The sequence below is a fragment of the Rothia sp. ZJ1223 genome (genome assembly GCF_016900985.1).
Taxonomy (GTDB): Bacteria; Actinomycetota; Actinomycetes; order Actinomycetales; family Micrococcaceae; genus Rothia.
In genome coordinates this window covers 160,524-179,445 of sequence record NZ_JAFEUT010000004.1, presented here as the reverse complement: position 1 = coordinate 179,445, position 18,922 = coordinate 160,524, and the positions used below count along the sequence as shown (strand labels likewise).

The 18,922-nt window shown below is 51.4% G+C and carries 13 protein-coding genes; 6 read left to right on the top strand and 7 right to left on the bottom strand.

The genetic code is table 11. The features are described 5' to 3' along the window. Positions 1-17 precede the first annotated feature (17 nt). From JTP09_RS06710 to JTP09_RS06700, 3 genes are all read left to right on the top strand, one after another. Entirely contained in the window at positions 18-1,817 is a 1,800-nt protein-coding gene (locus JTP09_RS06710) for a site-specific DNA-methyltransferase (RefSeq protein WP_204877680.1), read from the top strand. Next, complete coding sequence (locus tag JTP09_RS06705) at positions 1,817-4,459, top strand: TnsA endonuclease N-terminal domain-containing protein (protein WP_204877679.1); 2,643 nt, start codon at positions 1,817-1,819, stop codon at positions 4,457-4,459. Before JTP09_RS06710 ends, JTP09_RS06705 begins: the two co-directional genes overlap by 1 nt. A gap of 239 nt (positions 4,460-4,698) precedes the next feature. Further along, positions 4,699-5,724 (top strand): DUF6161 domain-containing protein, encoded by a 1,026-nt coding sequence (locus tag JTP09_RS06700; RefSeq protein ID WP_204877678.1) that lies wholly within the window; start codon positions 4,699-4,701, stop codon positions 5,722-5,724. Between the two features lie 1,415 nt (positions 5,725-7,139). On the opposite strand, the gene JTP09_RS06695 is transcribed toward JTP09_RS06700, so the two are convergent. Both JTP09_RS06695 and pta read right to left on the bottom strand, forming a co-directional pair. Then, positions 7,140-8,279, bottom strand: a complete 1,140-nt coding sequence (locus tag JTP09_RS06695) for an acetate/propionate family kinase (RefSeq protein WP_204877677.1) — start codon at positions 8,277-8,279, stop codon at positions 7,140-7,142. 222 nt (positions 8,280-8,501) lie between these two features. Then, positions 8,502-10,616, bottom strand: coding sequence for a phosphate acetyltransferase (gene pta, locus JTP09_RS06690; protein WP_204877676.1), 2,115 nt, complete (start codon positions 10,614-10,616; stop codon positions 8,502-8,504). 211 nt (positions 10,617-10,827) lie between these two features. Here pta and JTP09_RS06685 point away from each other — a divergent pair, with 211 nt between their 5' ends. Both JTP09_RS06685 and JTP09_RS06680 read left to right on the top strand, forming a co-directional pair. After that, the gene (locus JTP09_RS06685) at positions 10,828-12,405 is read left to right on the top strand and encodes a multicopper oxidase family protein (protein ID WP_204877675.1); all 1,578 of its coding nucleotides are present in this window, start codon (positions 10,828-10,830) and stop codon (positions 12,403-12,405) included. Positions 12,406-12,428: 23 nt separating this feature from the next. After that, positions 12,429-12,740: a thiamine-binding protein gene (locus tag JTP09_RS06680; protein WP_204877674.1), complete on the top strand. Its 312-nt coding sequence runs from the start codon at positions 12,429-12,431 to the stop codon at positions 12,738-12,740. A 1,601-nt stretch (positions 12,741-14,341) separates the two neighbouring features. On the opposite strand, the gene JTP09_RS06675 is transcribed toward JTP09_RS06680, so the two are convergent. Then, positions 14,342-14,797 carry a GNAT family N-acetyltransferase gene (locus JTP09_RS06675; RefSeq protein WP_204877673.1) on the bottom strand — a complete coding sequence of 152 codons (456 nt, stop codon included), beginning with the start codon at positions 14,795-14,797 and terminating at the stop codon, positions 14,342-14,344. Positions 14,798-15,032: 235 nt separating this feature from the next. Here JTP09_RS06675 and JTP09_RS06670 point away from each other — a divergent pair, with 235 nt between their 5' ends. Then, positions 15,033-15,908: a spermidine synthase gene (locus JTP09_RS06670; protein WP_204877672.1), complete on the top strand. Its 876-nt coding sequence runs from the start codon at positions 15,033-15,035 to the stop codon at positions 15,906-15,908. A gap of 55 nt (positions 15,909-15,963) precedes the next feature. Here the strand turns inward: JTP09_RS06670 and JTP09_RS06665 are convergent, their stop codons facing one another. The 4 genes from JTP09_RS06665 to JTP09_RS06650 all read right to left on the bottom strand — a co-directional run bounded on the left by JTP09_RS06665 (position 15,964) and on the right by JTP09_RS06650 (position 18,640). Next, entirely contained in the window at positions 15,964-16,383 is a 420-nt protein-coding gene (locus tag JTP09_RS06665) for a YchJ family protein (protein ID WP_204877671.1), read from the bottom strand. A gap of 132 nt (positions 16,384-16,515) precedes the next feature. Next, the gene (locus JTP09_RS06660; RefSeq protein WP_204877670.1) at positions 16,516-17,808 is read right to left on the bottom strand and encodes a hypothetical protein; all 1,293 of its coding nucleotides are present in this window, start codon (positions 17,806-17,808) and stop codon (positions 16,516-16,518) included. A gap of 59 nt (positions 17,809-17,867) precedes the next feature. Next, positions 17,868-18,125 carry a YiiX/YebB-like N1pC/P60 family cysteine hydrolase gene (locus JTP09_RS06655; RefSeq protein ID WP_204877669.1) on the bottom strand — a complete coding sequence of 86 codons (258 nt, stop codon included), beginning with the start codon at positions 18,123-18,125 and terminating at the stop codon, positions 17,868-17,870. 92 nt (positions 18,126-18,217) lie between these two features. Further along, positions 18,218-18,640 carry a hypothetical protein gene (locus JTP09_RS06650; RefSeq protein ID WP_204877668.1) on the bottom strand — a complete coding sequence of 141 codons (423 nt, stop codon included), beginning with the start codon at positions 18,638-18,640 and terminating at the stop codon, positions 18,218-18,220. Positions 18,641-18,922 lie beyond the last annotated feature (282 nt).

Below are 18,922 nucleotides of genomic sequence, written 5' to 3'. Positions count from 1 at the left end.
AAAGGAATAAAACGACAATGGCAGATGAAACACTCTTCGAGTTCGATATCCGCGAACCCATCAAAGGCTTTCCTGAACTGAGGTGGACCGGCAAGCGCCCATACACCTCAACCCAGTACTACCCAGCCCAACTGCGCGAGTCCTACGGTGAGCCCACACCAGACGCCGACGGTAAAGACTGGATGAACAAAATATTCTGGGGCGACAACCTCCAAGTCATGAGCCACCTGTTGCGGGAATATCGTGGCCAGGTCGATCTGATCTACATCGATCCACCATTCGACTCCAAAGCCGACTACAAGAAAAAAATCAGCCTACGCGGCAAAACCGCCACCTCGGACGCCACCAGCTTCGAGGAAAAACAGTACGGCGACATCTGGACCAACGACGAGTACCTTCAGTTCATGTACGAACGCCTCATCCTCTGCCGAGAACTCCTCTCGGAAACGGGAAGTATTTATGTACACTGCGACTGGCATCAATCTAGCCGAATTAGAATTCTATTGGATGAAATATTCGGTCCACAAAACATTCGCAACGAAATTGTCTGGCGTTACTTCGGCTTTAAACGCGCTACGTCTAAAAAATTCCCACAAAAGCACGATTTAATCTACTCGTACACAAAAACACCTGAATACACTTGGAACGTCCAATATAAAGAGCATTCCGAAGAGTATAAGAAGCGCTTCAAAAAGGATGAGAATGGACGGCTGTACCGGGATGATGTCAATCCTACTGGGGGCGGCTCTCGAATTATTTATCTTGATGAGGTTCAAGGTGACATCATTGACTCAGTCTGGACGGATCTTCCTCCAGTAAATCCTGTAGCTAAGGAACGTCAAAACTATCCTACGCAAAAACCTGAATCTCTAATTGAGCGGATTTTGTTGTCATCCTCAAACTCCGGAGACTTGGTGTTTGACTGTTTTATGGGATCAGGAACCACTCAGGCGGTAGCGATGAAACTTGGTCGCCGGTTCATTGGCGCTGACATTAACCTCGGAGCAATCGCTACGACGACGAAGCGCTTGTCGAAGGTTTCTGCTGAGCTACGGGCGGCTGATGAGAAGGCGTCTTCTCAGCTAGCTGTTGATGGTGAGGAATTAGTGAAGCATTACAATGGCTTCGAAGTTTACAACGTAAACAACTATGACTTCTTCCGAAACCCCATTCAGGCACGACAGTTACTGATCGAGGCTTTGGAGATCCAACCGTTCTCTGCTTCGCAGGTGTGGGATGGCGAGCTCGATGGTCGTATGGTGAAAATTCTTCCCGTCAATCGGATTGCTACGAAGGCTGATTTGGAAGAGCTCAAGGCAAACTTGCCATACAAGACGTACGAACAGCGTAAGGCAGAGAACCCTTCGAGTGTAGTTGAGAAGATCACGCTGGTGTGCATGGGACACGAGCCTGACCTGAAAGCGTCACTGGAAGCTGACTTACCTGAGTACAAGCTCGACATCCAGGTCGTTGATATTTTACGGGACAAGAGCGAGCTGCAGCTCAAGCGTGAGGCAGAGGCCGAGATTGTCCGCGAAGGCGACAAGCTGGTGATCCGAAACTTCTTCCCACTCAACCTGCTACAGAAGCTTTCGCTACAGCGCGAGAACGTTGAAGATTGGCGTCAGCTTGTGGACATGATCAGTATCGACTGGAACTACGACGGTGTCGTCATGCAACCAGCTCTCCAAGATATTCCGGGGAAAAACGAACTTGTCAAGGGATACTACGATATCCCGGACGATGCTGGGACCGTGAAAGTCAAGATCACGGATGTGCTCTCTGAGTCCCTTGAAGTGGAAGTTGAGGTGGACTGATGGCAGTACTTGGTACAGAGGCACCCTTCTTTTCCCAGCTCTGGTTCTACTACGACCGAAACCGTGGGAAGATCCGTTCTCGCTACAACTCCTTGACCAAGAAGTTCTTGGCCTACAACGATCCGGTGGAGAATCCAGACGCGTTTTTGCGTCAGCCCCAGTTCGAGGCTCTGGAGATGTATGTCTTCCTCAAAGAATTTATGCACAACGCTCAGGTGGTTGAGATTTTCGATCAGTGGCGAAGGCGTGAAGGCGACTTCTCTGAGGCCTCCTATTATGGCGTTGACAAAAATGGTGCAGTGACCCTCTTCAACTTCATCACCGAAGAGGATACTGAAGCCCTTTTTAAGCAGATGCGTAAGTACCGGGAGGCCTACCCGAACTACATCTACGCACTAACCATGGGGCTGGGCAAGACCATCCTCATGGCCACGTGTATTTTCTATGAGTTCTTGCTGGCCAAGAAGTACCCCAAAAGTGACCTGTACTGCCACAACGCTCTGGTCTTCGCACCCGACAAGACGGTATTGGAATCCCTACGAGAGATCATCACTTTTGACAAGTCGAAGGTGGTTCCGCCCGAGTACGTCAAGGCTTTGGAACCCTTGATCAAGGTCCACTTCCTGGACGACTCTGGGGTGACCTTGCATGTGTTGGATGACTCGGACTTCAATATCGTCATTTCCAACACCCAAAAGATCATCACCAAGCGCAAACGCAAGGAAGACAAGCCTGCTGACTTGTTCTTCCAAGACATCGCGAAAGATCCAGTGCTTGGTGACCTCTACGGGCCAACTGCCCTGGAAGCTCCCGACTCACCTGACCTGGTTCAAGACGAGAAAAGCCTGATTGAGAACCAGCGATTCAAGAAGCTCACACGTCTAAAGCACCTCGGCGTCTATGTGGATGAGGCCCATCATCTTTTTGGTGCGGACTTGGAAAAGGAAATCCGTAAGGGGTCTGGTGCCAAGACTTCGCTGCGCGACACCATCAACCTACTTGCTGAGCGCACCAGTGTTGTGGCCTGCTACAACTTCACCGGAACACCTTATGTGAAGACTCAGCCGCTTCCTGAGGTGGTCTACGCCTACGGCCTACGCGAAGCTATCCAGAACGAATACCTCAAAGATGCTTTCCCACAAGGTTTTGAGGACATTAAAGGTGAAGTCTTCGTCCGTAACGCTATCAAGGAGTTCTGGCAAGACTATGGCGGCCAGACCTTTGAAGGGCTAAACCCGAAGCTTTGTTTCTTTGCTACCACTATCGAAGAAGCAACCCAAGAACTTCGCCCCATGGTTGAGGCGGCCCTAGCAGATCTTGGGCTGCCATCTTCGAAGATCTTGGTCAACGTCGGGGATGCGAAGATCACCAAGGACGAAGACATCAGGAACTTCAACGAACTCGACGTGCCCGGCTCTACCGGTAACGAGAAACAGTTCTTGATCCTGGTGGGCAAGGGTCGTGAGGGCTGGAACTGCCGCTCCCTATTCGGGGTAGCGATGTTCCGCTCGCCAAAGTCCAAGGTATTCGTACTGCAAGCCACGATGCGTTGCTTGCGCCAGATTACAGAGACTCAGCACCGTGCCCGCGTTTTCCTCTCGAACGAAAACCTCGAGACATTGGATGCGGAACTGCAATCCAACTTCAACATGACCATCAACGACCTGAAGGGTAAAGGCGAATCTACGAGTATCGCCTACGAGGTCAGGGTTGTTCCGCCACCGCGCACGCTCGCAATTAAAGAGATTACGCACCACTACGAGTTGATTGAAAAAGATCCTTCTGAGCCGGTCAACTTCGACCTCGAACACTTGGACCTTGAGAAGTACCTGGTCAAGGTTCATGAGATCGCCACGCTGCGGCGTGAGCAGGCGGCTAAGTCACGTACGGATGCCTCTCTCAATGATTCACGACCGTTCAGTGAATTGACCCTGGTGGCTGAGGTAGCAAGGTATCTCAACATGAAAGCGCTGGACGTCAAGCGCCATCTCGATGCGTCGGTTGATGGAATGGGGAAGACTGTCGAGACGGTCTCTACCTACAACGAGGTCCTCTACGACGTCATAATCCCTGGCCTTTTCAACCACCTATGGGAAGTGCGCTCCACCCAAGAGATCCATGATCGCGAAGTCGTGCTCCTCAAAGATCCCAAGGATGCCGATTACTACACGTTCCGTGCGAAACCAGAACTCGTCATCACTCAGGACAGTTCTGCGCTTAGCAAGGATGAAAAATCCAAGACTTTCCACGCCGACACTTACTGTTTCGACTCCAAGCCTGAACGTGAATGCTTCTTACAGTATGTGGCCAGCGACAAGGTTGAAGAGGTTTACTTCACTGGCATGTTCACCTCCGGCCAAGGCGAGCTCTCAGTCCAGTACTACGACCCCGATTCGCAACGTATTCGTTCCTACTACCCGGACTTCCTAGCCAAGATGACAGACGGCTCATACCAACTCATCGAGGTAAAGGGAGATAACAAGATCGACGACCGCATCGTCAAAGCAAAAGCCGAAGCGGCCACAGAAGTAGCCACCGCCTCCAACATCGAATATATCATGTACGCCGGTAGCCAGCTCACAAATACAAATGTGCTTACTGATCAAGACTTCTCTGACTCCATCCTGGAGGTGGACCAGTGAAAGGAAACGCACTTACCGCAGCGATAAACAAGCGCTTCCGCTTCATCGTCGAGCTCGGCAGTGAAAATATTGTTTAAAGTATGAACCTAATGCTTTAAAGTGGACTCCCTTCAAAGATCTGATCGCAGAAAATATTAAAGCTCTTGAGCCAGAGGCCAATGACTACTGGACCAGCCACTTGCTTAATCCCTGGACGGAACTTGAGGATGCAGTCAAACGTTTAACTGAGAGCGCAGTCTTTGGTTTCATCCGAAGAGAATGGATCGGCAGAAGACCAGCTCGAAAATCTTGTCCGCCAAAGCTTCAACGGCCTCTACCATGACCTGGTAGAGGCAGAGGCTAACATCATTGAGATTCACTTTGGGGTTAACTCCTCGTGCACGAAGGATCTGCGTTTTCCGGAGATGAAGTCCTTCATGGCTTGGGCCTCAAAGCGTTGCGCAAGGACAAAAGAAGCATGCGATTCTCAGGACGCATTGGCTGCTTTCCTTGTGACGCTCAAACAACCATCCTACTTGTACCAGTCAATTAACAGCAGTTACATCTCCCAGAAACTTCCTGATCTCTGGGCTCTTAAACACCAGTTTTCTCAGGATGGTGACCTCAGTGATTTCGCTTCTGACCTTCTGACTTCCTCTAAGGAACAACTCGCGAAGAGCGCGTCTCAACTAGCTGCATCTGACACTGACTTTAGAGTGTCTTTCTCTGCTCTAACCAAGAAGATGACTGCGTATCAGAGTGAGATCAACGATTGGAAGGTGGAGCAGCAACAAGAGATTGATAATCTCGAAAAGCTCCACCGAGAAAAACTAGCTCTCGAAGAACCGAAGAAAGTTTGGGATCACGCAGCCACTATGCACACCATCCGTGCAATCTGCTGGACCTTGGCTGCCGTGGCAGTAGCAGTGGTAACAATCTGGAAAGGGTCAGAAGCAATCCACTGGCTATTCACAGCAAACCTACCGAAGATTCCGCTTCTCTCCAATTCCTTCCTGGCGATTGCGCTGATTACCTTCTGCGTTTACACCATACGAGTATTCGTCAAGATAGCCCTGAGTAACAGCCACCTCGCTGCCGCCTACAGGCAGAAAGCCTCGATGACCTACTTCTACCTCTCTTTGATGGAAAAAGAGAAGGCCGTCAGCGGCGAAGAACGTGCCTTGATTCTCAACTCCCTGTTCTCTTCCGTCGACACCGGCCTGGTTAAACCAAGCGACAACAAAGACCTAGAGACACTGGCCGCGATTGCTTTCAAGAGAGCCTAGAAAAACTCCGATGCCTACGATGCCGAAGTCACTCACTGATGAGCAGCAGAGCGGCTGTTGATTGTGTTGAATCTACAGTCTCTCTGAAGAGCCTCACCGCAATCATTGATGTCCAGACATGACGCTTCGTATCGACTGAAGCCCATCACTGAATGGACTCTTAACGTAGAAGATAACCCCGAATCACTTTCCTAACCACGGCGCGCTTGCCCCGTTCCGGTTGAGCTAATGGGTCGCTATTCTCGCGCACCTACGGTTGCTCCTCTAGGTAGGCTCTCTAGGCTCGTCATGAAGAGCACTTCCAGGCAACCCTGAATAGCCACTTTCGCCTGATAGCAAGCGAAAACCCGAGCGGTCAGACAGAGCAATCAGCTAGACTGGTTGTATCCAACTCATGACGTTCTGCGTCCTCTCCTTGCGGAGGGGCGGGCTTTTTGTGTGCCTCGATATCAGCTCAGCAACTTGGGTCGCTTACCTGTTGCTTACTGACCGGTGTACACGCATCCACCTCACCCTTTGTTAAATGACCACGCATTTCTTACACCCGCTGCCTGCTGGTGTATCGCCTGACGCTACCGTGCTGATGCGCTCAGCTTTTCAGTGGAACACGCCAACCTGCATGCAAGGGGAATCTGTGAAACATAAAATTGTTTCTGAGAATATAGAACTAATCAATAACTGCTGAATATTTTTCTAAAAGGAGTAAAAATTGCCAGAATGAAAATTATTCCAATAATTGCGGCAATTAATGTTTGCCCGTTAATCTACATAATAATAGGGAATGCCTTTGAGGGTTGAATTTACACTACTGAGGTAGCCAACTGATATTTTATGATCTGCATCTGATAGAGCATCCTTTGCTCCTTTGGTTAGCCTAAATTCGTTGCCTTCAAGTGCTACATATTTATCGATTGCGAGCTTTTGCTTATGGGATAGAGACCCTATTCCCGCCTTATTTTGTGGGGTTGGTGCATTCCCTGCCGCAAATTTATTAATAGGCGTAGCCGATTTTCCTCATGGTGTAACCTGCTTGTTGACGTTAGCGTAGCTAGGGATTAGTTCCCATTGGGAGGGAAGGGCAATAAACACAGTTGCTACAGTGTTCTTGGTGTTTCGGTCGATTCGCATCATAAACTCCTTGAGTGCTTGGTTAGTCGCTTTTGACTGAAACTTGGAGATCAAGATTTACCTATCGTGACCTGCACAATATCAGTATGGGTGGTGGAAATCAATAGTTTTTCAGATCTTGATTATTGAAGGCAACCTGGTAGGAATCTGTTTCTGGTAAGGACACGCGTCCGCCCACCTTACAGCTAGCAACCACAAAGATGCCCTTGTAACCGGGTAAATTCCGGGCACAAGGGCACTTTGCAGTTACAGGGGTAATTACGTGGTTACCCCAGAAAAGCTGTTACTTAGGCGGCAACAAGTTCTACGGTTGCCTCTGCAATAGCCTTTTCCTCATTGGTCGGTACAACCAGAATGGGGATTGCTGAGTCCTCGGTGGAGATGATGCGGGCGTGGTCGCCACGAACCTTGTTTGCCTCTTCATCAATCTTGATGCCCAGGGCACCCAGGCGGTCGGTAACCAGGGTGCGGAACTGGTGGGAGTTCTCACCGATACCTGCGGTGAAAATCAGCGCCTGCGCGCCACCAACAGCAACGTTGTAGCCACCGATGTACTTAGCAACACGGTATGAAGTCATATCCAGCGCGAGCTTGGCACGCTCGTCGCCCGCCTCCATCGCATCAACAACAGTACGCATGTCATTGTTGCCAGCAATAGCGAGCAGACCTGACTCCTTGTTGAGAATGGTGTCAAGGCGCTCAGTAGTCATGGTTGAATCCTGCATCAGCACAGAGGTCAAAACTGAGGGGTCGATGTCGCCTGAGCGGGTGCCCATAACCAAGCCAGCCAGGGGGGTGTAGCCCATAGAGGTATCCAGGCACTTGCCGTCCTCAATCGCGGTGATAGACGCGCCATTGCCCAGGTGAGCAACCACAGCGTTAAATTCGCTACGCTCAATACCCAAGAAGTCAGCGGCAATACCGGTCACGTAATCGTGGGAGGTGCCGTGGAAGCCGTAGCGACGTACACCGTAGTCAGTGTAGAAGTTCTCGGGCACAGCGTAACGGAAAACGTGCTCGGGCATAGTCGCGTGGAAGGCGGTATCGAACACTGCAACCTGCGGAACACCGGGGTAGGTTGCGGTCGCAGCCTTCAGGCCCTGTACGTGTGCGGGATTGTGCAGCGGTGCCAGCGGTGACAGCTCGTCAATCTTTTCGATGACTGATTCGTCGATGATAACCGGCTGTGAGAAGACGTCGCCGCCGTGTACAATACGATGGCCGATAGCGTCGATGGTCTTGCCGTGTAGGGGCTCTTCAAGATCCTTAGCCATCAGCTCAAGAGCCGCAGTGTGGTTAGGAATCTTAGTACCGATGTTCTCAATTAGACCCTTGGCAATCACCTGAGCATCTTCGGTAGCGCCTTCAGTGTCGCGCACCTGGTACTTCACAGATGAAGAACCGCAGTTAATAACGAGTACGAGCATAAAAATAACTCCTTGTATTGGTATGAAAAATAGAAAAGTTGTTGGCTGTAAGGACGCTTGTTCGTGAGACCTCTGGCGTGCAGGCAAAGCGAAAAGGTTAGCTTGCCGACGCTGTGCTTGCTGGGCGCAGCGGGTCTGAGTTAGCGCAGGACATAAGAGCTGTGCTCAGTAGTTCCGATGCGAAGCACTCCTTGTAAAACATTGCATACAGGGGTGACCATCTTACAAAGTCTGCGCTTGTATAGCAGTAATCGCGACGGTGTTGATGATGTCTTCTACGGTGCAACCGCGTGAGAGGTCGTTGACGGGCTTGTTGAGACCCTGCAGAACCGGGCCCACCGCAACGGCACCTGAGGTTTGCTGAACGGCCTTGTAGGTGTTGTTGCCGGTGTTGAGGTCGGGGAAGATGAAGACGGTTGCTTTGCCCGCAACTTCTGAATCCGGCAGTTTGGAGGCTGCGATTGATGCGTTGGATGCGGCGTCGAACTGGATGGGTCCTTCGAAGGGGAAGTCGGGGTTTGATACCTTGAGGGCTTCGACGCCTTCGATGACGAGTTCAACGTCTGCACCTGAACCTGAGGTTCCGGTGGAGTAGGAGAGCATGGCGACCTTGGGGTCTACGCCGAACTGGCGGGCAGTTTCGGCGGAGGCTTTGGCGATGTCGGCGAGCTGTTCACCGCTGGGGTTGGGGTTCACGGCGCAGTCACCGAAGACTAGCACGCGGTCTTTCATGAGCATCAAGAAGACGGAGGAGACGATGTTGACGCCTTCGCGGGTCTTGACGAATTCCAGTGAGGGGCGAATAGTGTTGGCGGTGGTGTTGACCGCACCTGAGACCATGCCGTCGACGATGCCCTTTTTCACCATCATGGTGCCGAAGTATGAGGGGTCGGTCATCTTCTCGCGTGCCTGTTCGAGGGTGACGCCCTTCTTGGCGCGCAGCTCAGCGTAGGCGGCTGCGAAGTCTTCGGAGTATTCGTTGTTGTCGATATCGATGATGCAAACACCCTTGTCGCCTTCGTTCTTTGCAACGGGAAGGTTGATGCCTTCTTTCTGGGTGATTTCAGCGATTTTCTCGGGGTTGCCGATGAGTACGAGGTCGCAGAAGTCGCGTGCGATGATTATTTCGGACGCGCGCAGGATGCGGGGGTCGTAGCCTTCGGGCAGTACAACGGAGCGGCGGTTGGAGCGTGCCTTTTCGATGAGCCCGTGCAAGAAGCGCAGCGGGGTCATGGTGACGGGGCGGTCTAGGTCGAGGCGTTCGAGTAGTTCCTGGTCATCAACGTTGTTTGACCATGCACCGAGTGCGGCTGCTACCTTGCGGGGCTGACCGTTGGAGAGTGCGCCGTGTACGCTTGCGACCGCGCGTCCTGCTTTGAAGGTGTCTAGATCGGTGTTAAAGACGGGGAAGGGTGAGCGTTCAACCAGTGAGCTCAGTGCTGAACCGGGGGCTAGAGTTTCGTCGAAGCCGCCGGTGAGCAGCATGCCTGAGGGGGCGGGGAAGCTGGGGGCGAGTGCTGAGGCTAGGGTTGCTACCATGACGTCTGAGCGGTCGCCGGGAACGATGACGAAGTCGCCGTCGTTCATTTGTGACAGGAAGTTCGAGACGGTCATCGCCGCGATCTTGATGTCGTGGATGTCGCGGTTGAGCATGGTTTCGTCCATGTCAGAGGCATCAAGTTCGAGCGCCTTGACGACTTCGCGGACGGAGGGAAGCGCCAGCTCGGGCAGTTCGGGGATCGCATAGACCGGGCGGTTGTGAACGCCACGGTGGGCATTGGTTTTGATGTCATCTACAAGTTCGGGATCGCAGCGGTTGACGATGATTGCCAGAACATCAACTTTGGCTTCGTTCAGTTCGGTGCGGGCAACGTCTACAGCATTGATAGCGTCGGCAGTGTTTGAGCTCTGAGCGCCGATGACAGCGATGACAGGTACACCGAGGTCGCGGGAGAGCTGCGCGTTGAGGTCGAACTCTGACGTTGCGGCGTTGTGCGCCATCAGGTCGGTACCATCAACGATAATCGCATCGCACTCTTCAGCCATCTCGGAGTAGATAGAAACCGCGGTGGAGGAAATTTCTTCGTAGTTACCTTCAGCCAGCAGTTCACGGCAGCGTTCGAGTGAGATGCCGCCGCGTGCTACAGAAATAGTTGATTCGCTGCGTGAGGTGAGCAACTTGACCATGGGATCATCGGCTTCGGTGACGCCGTTGAAGACGGGGCGGAAGAAACCGATTTTGTTAGCTCGCTTGAGCAGTGAGGTCGAAAGACCCAGTGCAATCAGGGACTTGCCTGAGAGCGGGGTCATAGCTGAAAGGTAAATGCCGGTGGCCATGTATCTAAAACATCCTCTAGCGGTTGTGCTATACCGCTCTGTGCGGTATAGCGTGTGTTGCTCTCGCACCTCATGAAGATTGTTTTAACCGTGGGGGCGCGAAAGCCCTGTGTTCTTCTCTTAATGCTACTGAGTCTGGTGAGTGGGTGTAAATCGAAAGGGCTGAGTTGAATATGGCGTTGGGCACGCTTGCAGGCGTAGGGTAGGGAGTATGACTACGTATGACCTGGTTTCCCGTCGTGTGTTCATTTCTAGTGTGGGTGCTTTTGCCACTGCGGCAACGCTGTCAGCTTGTGGTGGTTCGGGCAGCTCCTCAGCCCAACCTAGCCAGGGTTCTGCGACGATCTCGGCGACTGCGTCCGCTAATCGTAGACCATTGCCAGTACCGCCGATTCTTGAACCTACACTTGAGGGCACCACGAAGGTTTTTGCCCTGGACGCGCGTACCGGCGAAAGCGAGATGAAGCCGGGTGTGCAGACCCCCACCTGGGGTTATAACGGGGCGTTGCTGGGCCCCACTCTTCGCATGGCTAACGGTGATAACGTGCGTATTGATGTGAAGAATTCTTTGCCTGAAACAACAACCGTTCACTGGCACGGTATGCACGTACCGGGCATCGCGGACGGCGGCCCCCACCAGCCCATCGAACCGGGTACATCGTGGAGCGCGTCCTGGCAGGTACGACAGAACGCCTCGACTCTCTGGTACCACCCTCACCCCCACGGGGAAACCTCCCGCCATGCCTACCGCGGGTTAGCGGGTCTTTTCATTATTGATGATGAATCCACCGGTACTTTGGGGCTACCCGAGGAGTACGGGGTGGATGATATTCCCCTAGTCATTCAAGACCGCCGTTTCAACGATGATGGAACTCTCGATGAAACTGACCTGCCTGATCTCGGTCTGCTGGGTGATACCACTATGCTCAACGGCATCACCAACCCTCATTTTGAGGCAACCACCTCACGGGTGCGTTTTCGTGTGCTCAACGGCTCTGTCATGCGCCTGTACAATCTCGCGTTTTCAGATGATCGCGAGTTCAGTCTGATCGGGTCTGATGGTGGTCTGCTGCATACGGCAAAAACCGTCAAGAACCTATACATTAGCCCCGGCGAGCGAGCGGAAATTCTCGTAGAATTCGCACCCGGCGACGAGATCACTCTGAAAGCTGTGCCCTTCACCGACCGGTTGGGTATGAGCGAGGGTAGCCAGCCTGAGTTCGGTATCTTTGATTCCTTTGAGCTACTGACCCTTAGCGGCCCTGCCAGCGCCAGCGACGCGGGGCAGGTCGCGTCCACCCTCAACCAGAAGGTAGCGACCTTACCCGAGACCAGCGAGCACACCACCGAACGCAGCTTTAGCCTCACCGGATTTCAAATCAACGGTGAGCTTATGGACACAGAACGCATCGACTTCACCGCCCACCCCAACGAATGGGAAATCTGGACCATCACCAACAACGACAGCTGGATTCACAACTTCCACATTCACAACACCCAGTTTCGGGTGCTCTCCTATGAAGACACTTTCTACCGCGACTACAACCAGGACGCGCTACTCACCGACGGCTGGAAAGACACCGTGCTACTACCGCCGGGCGTCGAGGTGAAACTGGCGGTACGTTTCACTGATTACACCTCTACCGCCTGGCCCTACATGTACCACTGCCACCTGCTCTTCCACGAAGATCAGGGCATGATGGGGCAGTTCATGGTGGTCGAACCCGGGCAAGAACCCGATGCCGTGATTGGCAACGGTGTCACCCACGAAGCCTCACACTCTCACTAGTTCTACACCCCTTGGAGAAAACCATGTTGTTCGCTTTTTCAGTAGCACCTACGACTACCGGTGAAGACGGCTCAGTACACGATGCGGTGGCTGCCGCGGTAAAGATTGTGCGCGAATCGGGCTTGGCACACGAGACCACTTCAATGTTCACCACCATTGAAGGCGACTGGGATCAGTGCATGGACGTCATCAAACGCGCCACCGAAGCAGTCGGTGCCTACGGTAACCGCGTGTCATTGGTGATTAAAGCTGATATTCGTCCCGGCCACGACTCCGGCGAAATCACCGGCAAGGTTCAGCGTCTAGAGCAGGCTATCGCTGATTCTGTGGGTTGAGATGCCCTAAACCAAGAAACCGCCGACCGCCTGATACGCGGATGTAGCCTGGATTAGATTCAGATAGGCTGTCGTGCCTTGTGGCAGGGAGCTTCACCGGATTGAGCAATCACCGGAATAGAAGGGCGACCGACTCCTACAGCGCGTGTTCACTTCACATTCTTTGTGTAAGAGATATGTCTAACCGGCGTGTCTATGACCTACACATCAACAACACCGCCAGATCACAAGGCGTATGCCGTCCGCGCGAGAGATTAGAGCCTCTCGCCATCTCTGCGAAGAGCGAGCCGTTTGTGCTTCTTATGCTTCGCCAATCGACCGACCGAGCCGACCGACCGGCCTGTGTCAATTGCTGATGCCCCTTGTGCTTTTCATTCAAATACCTTTGTGTATTTTGTTTGGAAAGTACAAGGGCATCCGTTTCTCTCCCTCCCTCACCTCTCTCCCAGCCTGAGCTGTGAGGCTGAGTCTTGGAGCAGAAGGAGAGAAGCAAAGATAAAAAGGGTCTGAGCGATAGCGAAGCCCGCTTAAGCAGACTTAAGATAAAAAGTTCTTAGATCATAGAACTTAAGTGAGGGAGTTGTGAGGGCGAGACCAGAGTTATCTCCTGCGCGTAAGAGAAGAAAGGCTTATGCTTGTAAGAAAGAGGAGGAGCGGTGGGTTAAGGCAGCAGGTGAGGTGCAGACCGTCTACCGGTGTATCTGCGATAAGAATCCTGATGCATGTAAGGCAGAAAAACATAAAGGAGATTGAACTCAGCATTCGAGGACAGTCGATTTTGTTAGAAATCGTTACCTAAGTAAGGTCGAATTCCCTCAAACCAATTGATAGCCTTAAGGTGTTCTAAACTACAGCGAGATAGATGTTTTATCTGCTCTAAGTGGCTTGAAGGAGAATAAAATTAAAAACCTCGGTAAGTCGATTGCAGGTCTCGTATCAGTAGCTCTGATTCTGGGTGCATCTGGTTTCGCTAATGACTCTGCCTATGCATATTCTCAGAAGCAGTGGACCGATTGCAGTGGGTGCCGCAATTCTGGGGTCAGCGTTCTTCGCCGACCTTGCCGTAAAAATTGTCGGAGCCGGTGTAGAAGGGCGTGGAATCGCGTTTTACGCAGATTGGGGTATACCACCGCTGAAAGCAAAAATTGAATAAATATCTGAGGTGATTAAAATGGTCGACACTAGATATATACCGGTATCTGAATTATTTTTCGCACTTTATTCTTGCTTTTATTTTTCATCTTCGCATGATTCAGCGGTTTATAATGTTGCCAGTATTTTAATTCTTTGTGGAAGTGTTGTCTACTCTGCATATCGTGCAAATAAGAACTACGTAAACCCTGCGGCATCCTTCATAAAATCCGTATTGTTTATGTTAGCTGTGGTATTTATTCAGGTGGTTTGGCATAGTTCGTTGGCTCAGCTAATAGTTGTGCTTATGAGCGCTTTGTACGCTTGTATCTTTTATAAGCAACAACGAGATGAAGCAAAGATGGAATCTTAGAGAGTAGAATATTAGCCTTTTAGGTTTCTACGGGGAGGTACTGGTAAGCTTCAGTACCTCCCCGGGAGTGTAACAACCCCAACGGTTGCGCACTGTTCTAGGCTCCGCGGAACATTCGGTGCATCTGCCCGCCCTCCCAGGCACCGGAAGTCGCGATGACTTCACCATCTGAGATAAAGCCTCGGGCAGTATAGAAGCCCTTGGCACGTTCGTTATTGGCGATGACCCACAAGTAGACATCGGAATCTTCAGGGTAAATAACAGCATTAAAAAGGGCCGCTCCCAACCCGGTGCCGTGGGTGCGCGCCAGCGTGTACAGATGGGTGAGCTGCCGGGCGTCCGGGGACGCCGGAGTAACGCCGGTATGCTCCTCCCAAGCATGCGCGCCCACCCCAGAGAGAGCAAAACCAACCGGAGCACCCCAATCAATCTGAGCACCAATCACGCAAGAAAGCCCGCCGGAGGGCGTCCACCCCGGAGTCTCATAAGCAAAGAAAGCTCGCGCAGCCGGGTCTGCGATAATTCGTGGCGAATTCTTTGAGCCAGCTATCACGCTGGGCTTCTTGCCGTTCCGCAAAATCTGGATGAAGAAGCTGCGGATAGGTTTCAGCCAAGCACCTGAGCTGCAGATCAATATATTTATTGGCGTCCCCGACCTCAACCGGAGCCAACACATACCTGCCATCAACAACAAAACCCATGAGCGTTCCTTGAACTTTTACCTAGCTCAACAGCCTATAGCGTAGGCTTATTCCGTGGCTAAACGACGTAAAAAACAAGAACCCCTCATGACCGAACCCGCCGGGCTCGTTGAAGGCAAATACAAGATTGATACCGGCATCGCCGAACTCATCGAAGATGACTACACCCCCAACGGGTGGGTGCTTGAAATCAACGGCATGGAATCCTCCCACATCGTTATAGGACGCCCACGCGAACTCGACTTTGAGTACATGCGCTGGCTTGCCGCCGTCATCGAACCCTACATCCAAGCCCACCTCGATGCCGAGAAACTACGCATCACCCACCTCGGCGGCGGTGCCTGCTCGATGGCACGCTACCTTGCCGATGCTTACCCCAAATCCCGCAACACCGTAGTTGAACTTGACGGAAAACTCGCCGAATACGTGCGCGAATGGTTCGAACTACCCAAAGCACCTCTGGTGAAGATTCGTGTGGGCGAGGCACGCGCCGTCACCGAAAGTTTCACCCCAGCCTCCCGCGACATCATCATTCGCGACGTCTTTTCGGGCTACATCACCCCCGAACCACTGACCACCCTGGAATTCACCCAGATTGCCGCGCACTCGCTGGCAGAAAATGGACTCTACATCATTAACTGTGGCGATACCCGCGACTTAATAGGCGCTCGCGCTGAGGCGGCAGCTATCGCTGAGGTGTTCCCCTACACATGCGCGGTTGCTGACCCTGCCATGCTCAAAGGCCGCCGCCGCGGCAACATTATTCTTGCGGGTTCTTTCTCACCGCTACCACTGGAAGGTGAGGTGGCGACAGCCGCGATTTCTAAGCGGTTGCTGGGTGGTGGCGTCCCTGCCCAATACAAGGACGATGCGTGGACGCGCGACTTCGCCCGCTCCGGCAAGCCCCGCCGCGACCCAGCAGTGGTTGAAGCAGCCGTCCCCACCGTCCAGAGTGCAATTTAAGACAGGGTTTCGCCTAAAACCTGTACTTTTTGCATTCTCGACGGGTAGGGTTGCCTTACTCCACGTTCCCATCTATGTAGAACCATGCCCCGCCCTCGCGTACAAAGCGGGAACTCTCACTCTGCACACCTTTTACTTTTTGCTTATCTGGCACAGCGGGCAGCGAGCGATAAAACGCGGCGAAACGTACTGTTCCGGTGGAGTCGAAGACCCCACCGCGCGCGTCCTGAATATCTAGGCGGTACCAGCGTAAGGTTTCATCGAGTTCTAAGGACGCCGGACGAGTGCTGGGGTGCCAGGTTGCAAGCAGGTAGTCTGTAGCGCCCACGGCGAAGGCAGTGAAGCGTGAACGCATGAGAGCCTCAGGCGTGGGGGCAGTGAGGGCGCCGGTTTCAGCGAATGTACTGTGAAAGCACGCGCAGCAGTTGCCGTAGGTTTCGCCCGTTCCGCAGGGGCAGCGAGTGTCTGTGTTCATGATGCTCTATTTTAAATCCGACAAGACGTGGGACGCGGGCTAGGGGCGCCTACTGCGACACTGAGCCTCTGCCCGTCCTTTTGCGCAAGTTGCCTGGGAAGGTGATGGGTCACGAAAGATCCTGGAGAGGTTTTAAAGATTTAGCATTTTTTCAAGGTTGGTAATCTCAATATCATAAGGAAACTGGTATCTTTTTTCTACTTCTATGATGTCAGGAATAGTGGAGTGTTTTTCCATTTTTTCTGTATCAAGGTTGAATCGGTAAATATCAGCGTCTTGTCCTTTGTGAAATTTTATCTGAAATAAGTATTTATCATGAAACTCAAGGAACCCTGGGCTTGTTTTGGTGTCGTAATCAGCTAGATGGAACACCGTGGTGTTATGGGCGGTTTTAAGGTCTGTTTTAATAACATCACCACTGCCGGAAATCCACCACAATGAATTATTGTAGGAGTATGCACTACTGAGTTGTGAGTGCCACATCTCATCGTTAATACGAGTTGACCAGTCGCCGCTCACCTCTTTTTCTGTAAATTCCCCAGTTTTAGTATTATAAGAAATCAGTGATGACCCGCTGAAGTCTTTTGGCCCTCCACCTATGGGATCTGTTATTTCTGGTTTGAAATTATCAACAAAGTAGTAGAGAGTATTTCCTTCGCAAATTGTTGGAACTGACTGGGAGTTGAATTTCTGATAGTTGAAAGAGCCTTGGGGATCTGGTGAAAAGTCTGGGTAGAGCGAGAGAAACTGGGCGGGTGAATTGGCAGGGCCGTAGCCGCTGTTGAAGGAGGTGTCATAGGGGCTTGTCCTGCCCCAAACGCTCCCATCTTCACACTGAGTCGCCCCAACAATATGGTGTCCGATAGTGTGTGAGGTTCTTTGGCCATTGTGATTAATGATGACGTCCCAGCGGTAGCCATGGGTGCTACTTTCAGATAGTGGTTCTTCGTTATCAAGCAGTTCTCCGTTATCAAGCAGTTCTCCGTTTTCTTGAGTCACTCCGACATTACTTAGCGCAATAGAGCCAGGCATATCGTGACGTAGGGGGAAGCTCAAGGGGATTCTTGGGGTTTCATGGTCTGGGTGGGCAGCGACAGTAGTTCCTTCTGGGGTTAAAACGTAGTCATTTTCGTAGTCGTAATAGTGCAGGTTAACTCCGTCAAAATTAAAACTTGCTTTTTCGAGGCCGCCGGTAGCAATATCACTCCATGATTTTGACTGTGGGTTGTAAAAAAGGATGCTGCCACCAGGGTTGTTATTAACTCCGCCAGCACCGTGATAGTCGGTTGCCATTGATAGGGCAAAAGCACTATTTTTTAGTTGTTCCTCAGGTTTTTCATTGCTGATCTGTATATTCCCAGGGGCACATGCAGTGAGTGCTGAAACTAGGACTATGGCGGTGTAAAAGGCACGGGGGTTTTTCATGAGGTTATCTCTTCGTGATTGTTGCATAAGTGGGAAAATCCCTGCTCACGCTGGTTCAGTTACAGGCGGATTTCATACCATGTTGTCCATGATGAGTTTGCAATATCGCTTGGATACACGCCTGGACCTCCATTGGCGTCAAGGTCAACGTTTGGATCATTTGATTTATAAGCAGCCCATACAAGCTGGGAACAATTGTATTTAGACGCATTAATTTTCTTATTGTTAAAAAATACGCCATTGTAAGGTTTTCCTACTTGTTGCAGGGCAAAATTAGCTGCTTTGATTTTATTGGGGCTCTGCTTATCCCAACCCACATAGTATTTATGAGCTGGGGCAGGCGCAACTCGATCTCCTGCATAGGTTCTTACAACTCCTTTCGAGAATCCAGCAGCCTCAACATAGTGGCTTAGAGTATAATAAATTCCATTGTGTCCGTGTCTGATGCCAAAACTGCTATTGGAAGAGTAGAAAATATCTCCAATGTAACGTGCTTTTCCAAAGAAGTTGTGCGCCCTCCCCTGCTTGCAACCTCAGCGTTTTGATTTGCAGTGGTGCGCGATTCATGTTCCATGCTGGAAGCATAGAATTGGTAATCTTGAACTGCTTGGGCAGCAGCCTGCTCAACTGAGATGCCTTCTTGTTGAGACAGATTCTTTAGGTCATCTATTACTTCGGTGCGTACTGTGTAATCATTAGTTTTTGCACCAACTGATGTTACAAGGTAATTAATATTCTGCTCGTAATCACTTTGAGCAAATACTGGTGAAACAGCGCCAAAAGTAAGAAAAATTGTTGCAACTGCAGTAGTGGTTAATTTCAGGAACTTCATATTTTTCCTAACTTTAAGTATGAGGCCGATCAAAAAACTCTTAGATAGTTCCGGGTGAGGTAACGGCGAACTAACTTTCTCGTAGGGTTCGCTAGAAATAACTAGGCAATTTATGTCAGACCTAGTCATTTTGCCTTTGCTGTGTTCCTCCGCCGTCAGAATTTTGAATAATCCTCTATTTAGTCATGGGAATTACCGGAAAATTAAATTTTCCGTGTGCTTTCAATCTAAACCTTCTGGTGCTTGTTCTGAAGATTTTGCTTGGAAGAGGGTACTTAAGTA

Coding starts and splice junctions, on each gene's coding strand:
- JTP09_RS06665 (WP_204877671.1), bottom strand. CDS start 16,383: ATGAACACAGACACTCGCTGCCCCTGCGGAACGGGCGAAACCTACGGC.
- JTP09_RS06680 (WP_204877674.1), top strand. CDS start 12,429: ATGTTGTTCGCTTTTTCAGTAGCACCTACGACTACCGGTGAAGACGGC.
- JTP09_RS06710 (WP_204877680.1), top strand. CDS start 18: ATGGCAGATGAAACACTCTTCGAGTTCGATATCCGCGAACCCATCAAA.
- JTP09_RS06670 (WP_204877672.1), top strand. CDS start 15,033: ATGACCGAACCCGCCGGGCTCGTTGAAGGCAAATACAAGATTGATACC.
- pta (WP_204877676.1), bottom strand. CDS start 10,616: ATGGCCACCGGCATTTACCTTTCAGCTATGACCCCGCTCTCAGGCAAG.
- JTP09_RS06695 (WP_204877677.1), bottom strand. CDS start 8,279: ATGCTCGTACTCGTTATTAACTGCGGTTCTTCATCTGTGAAGTACCAG.
- JTP09_RS06705 (WP_204877679.1), top strand. CDS start 1,817: ATGGCAGTACTTGGTACAGAGGCACCCTTCTTTTCCCAGCTCTGGTTC.
- JTP09_RS06685 (WP_204877675.1), top strand. CDS start 10,828: ATGACTACGTATGACCTGGTTTCCCGTCGTGTGTTCATTTCTAGTGTG.
- JTP09_RS06650 (WP_204877668.1), bottom strand. CDS start 18,640: ATGAAGTTCCTGAAATTAACCACTACTGCAGTTGCAACAATTTTTCTT.
- JTP09_RS06660 (WP_204877670.1), bottom strand. CDS start 17,808: ATGAAAAACCCCCGTGCCTTTTACACCGCCATAGTCCTAGTTTCAGCA.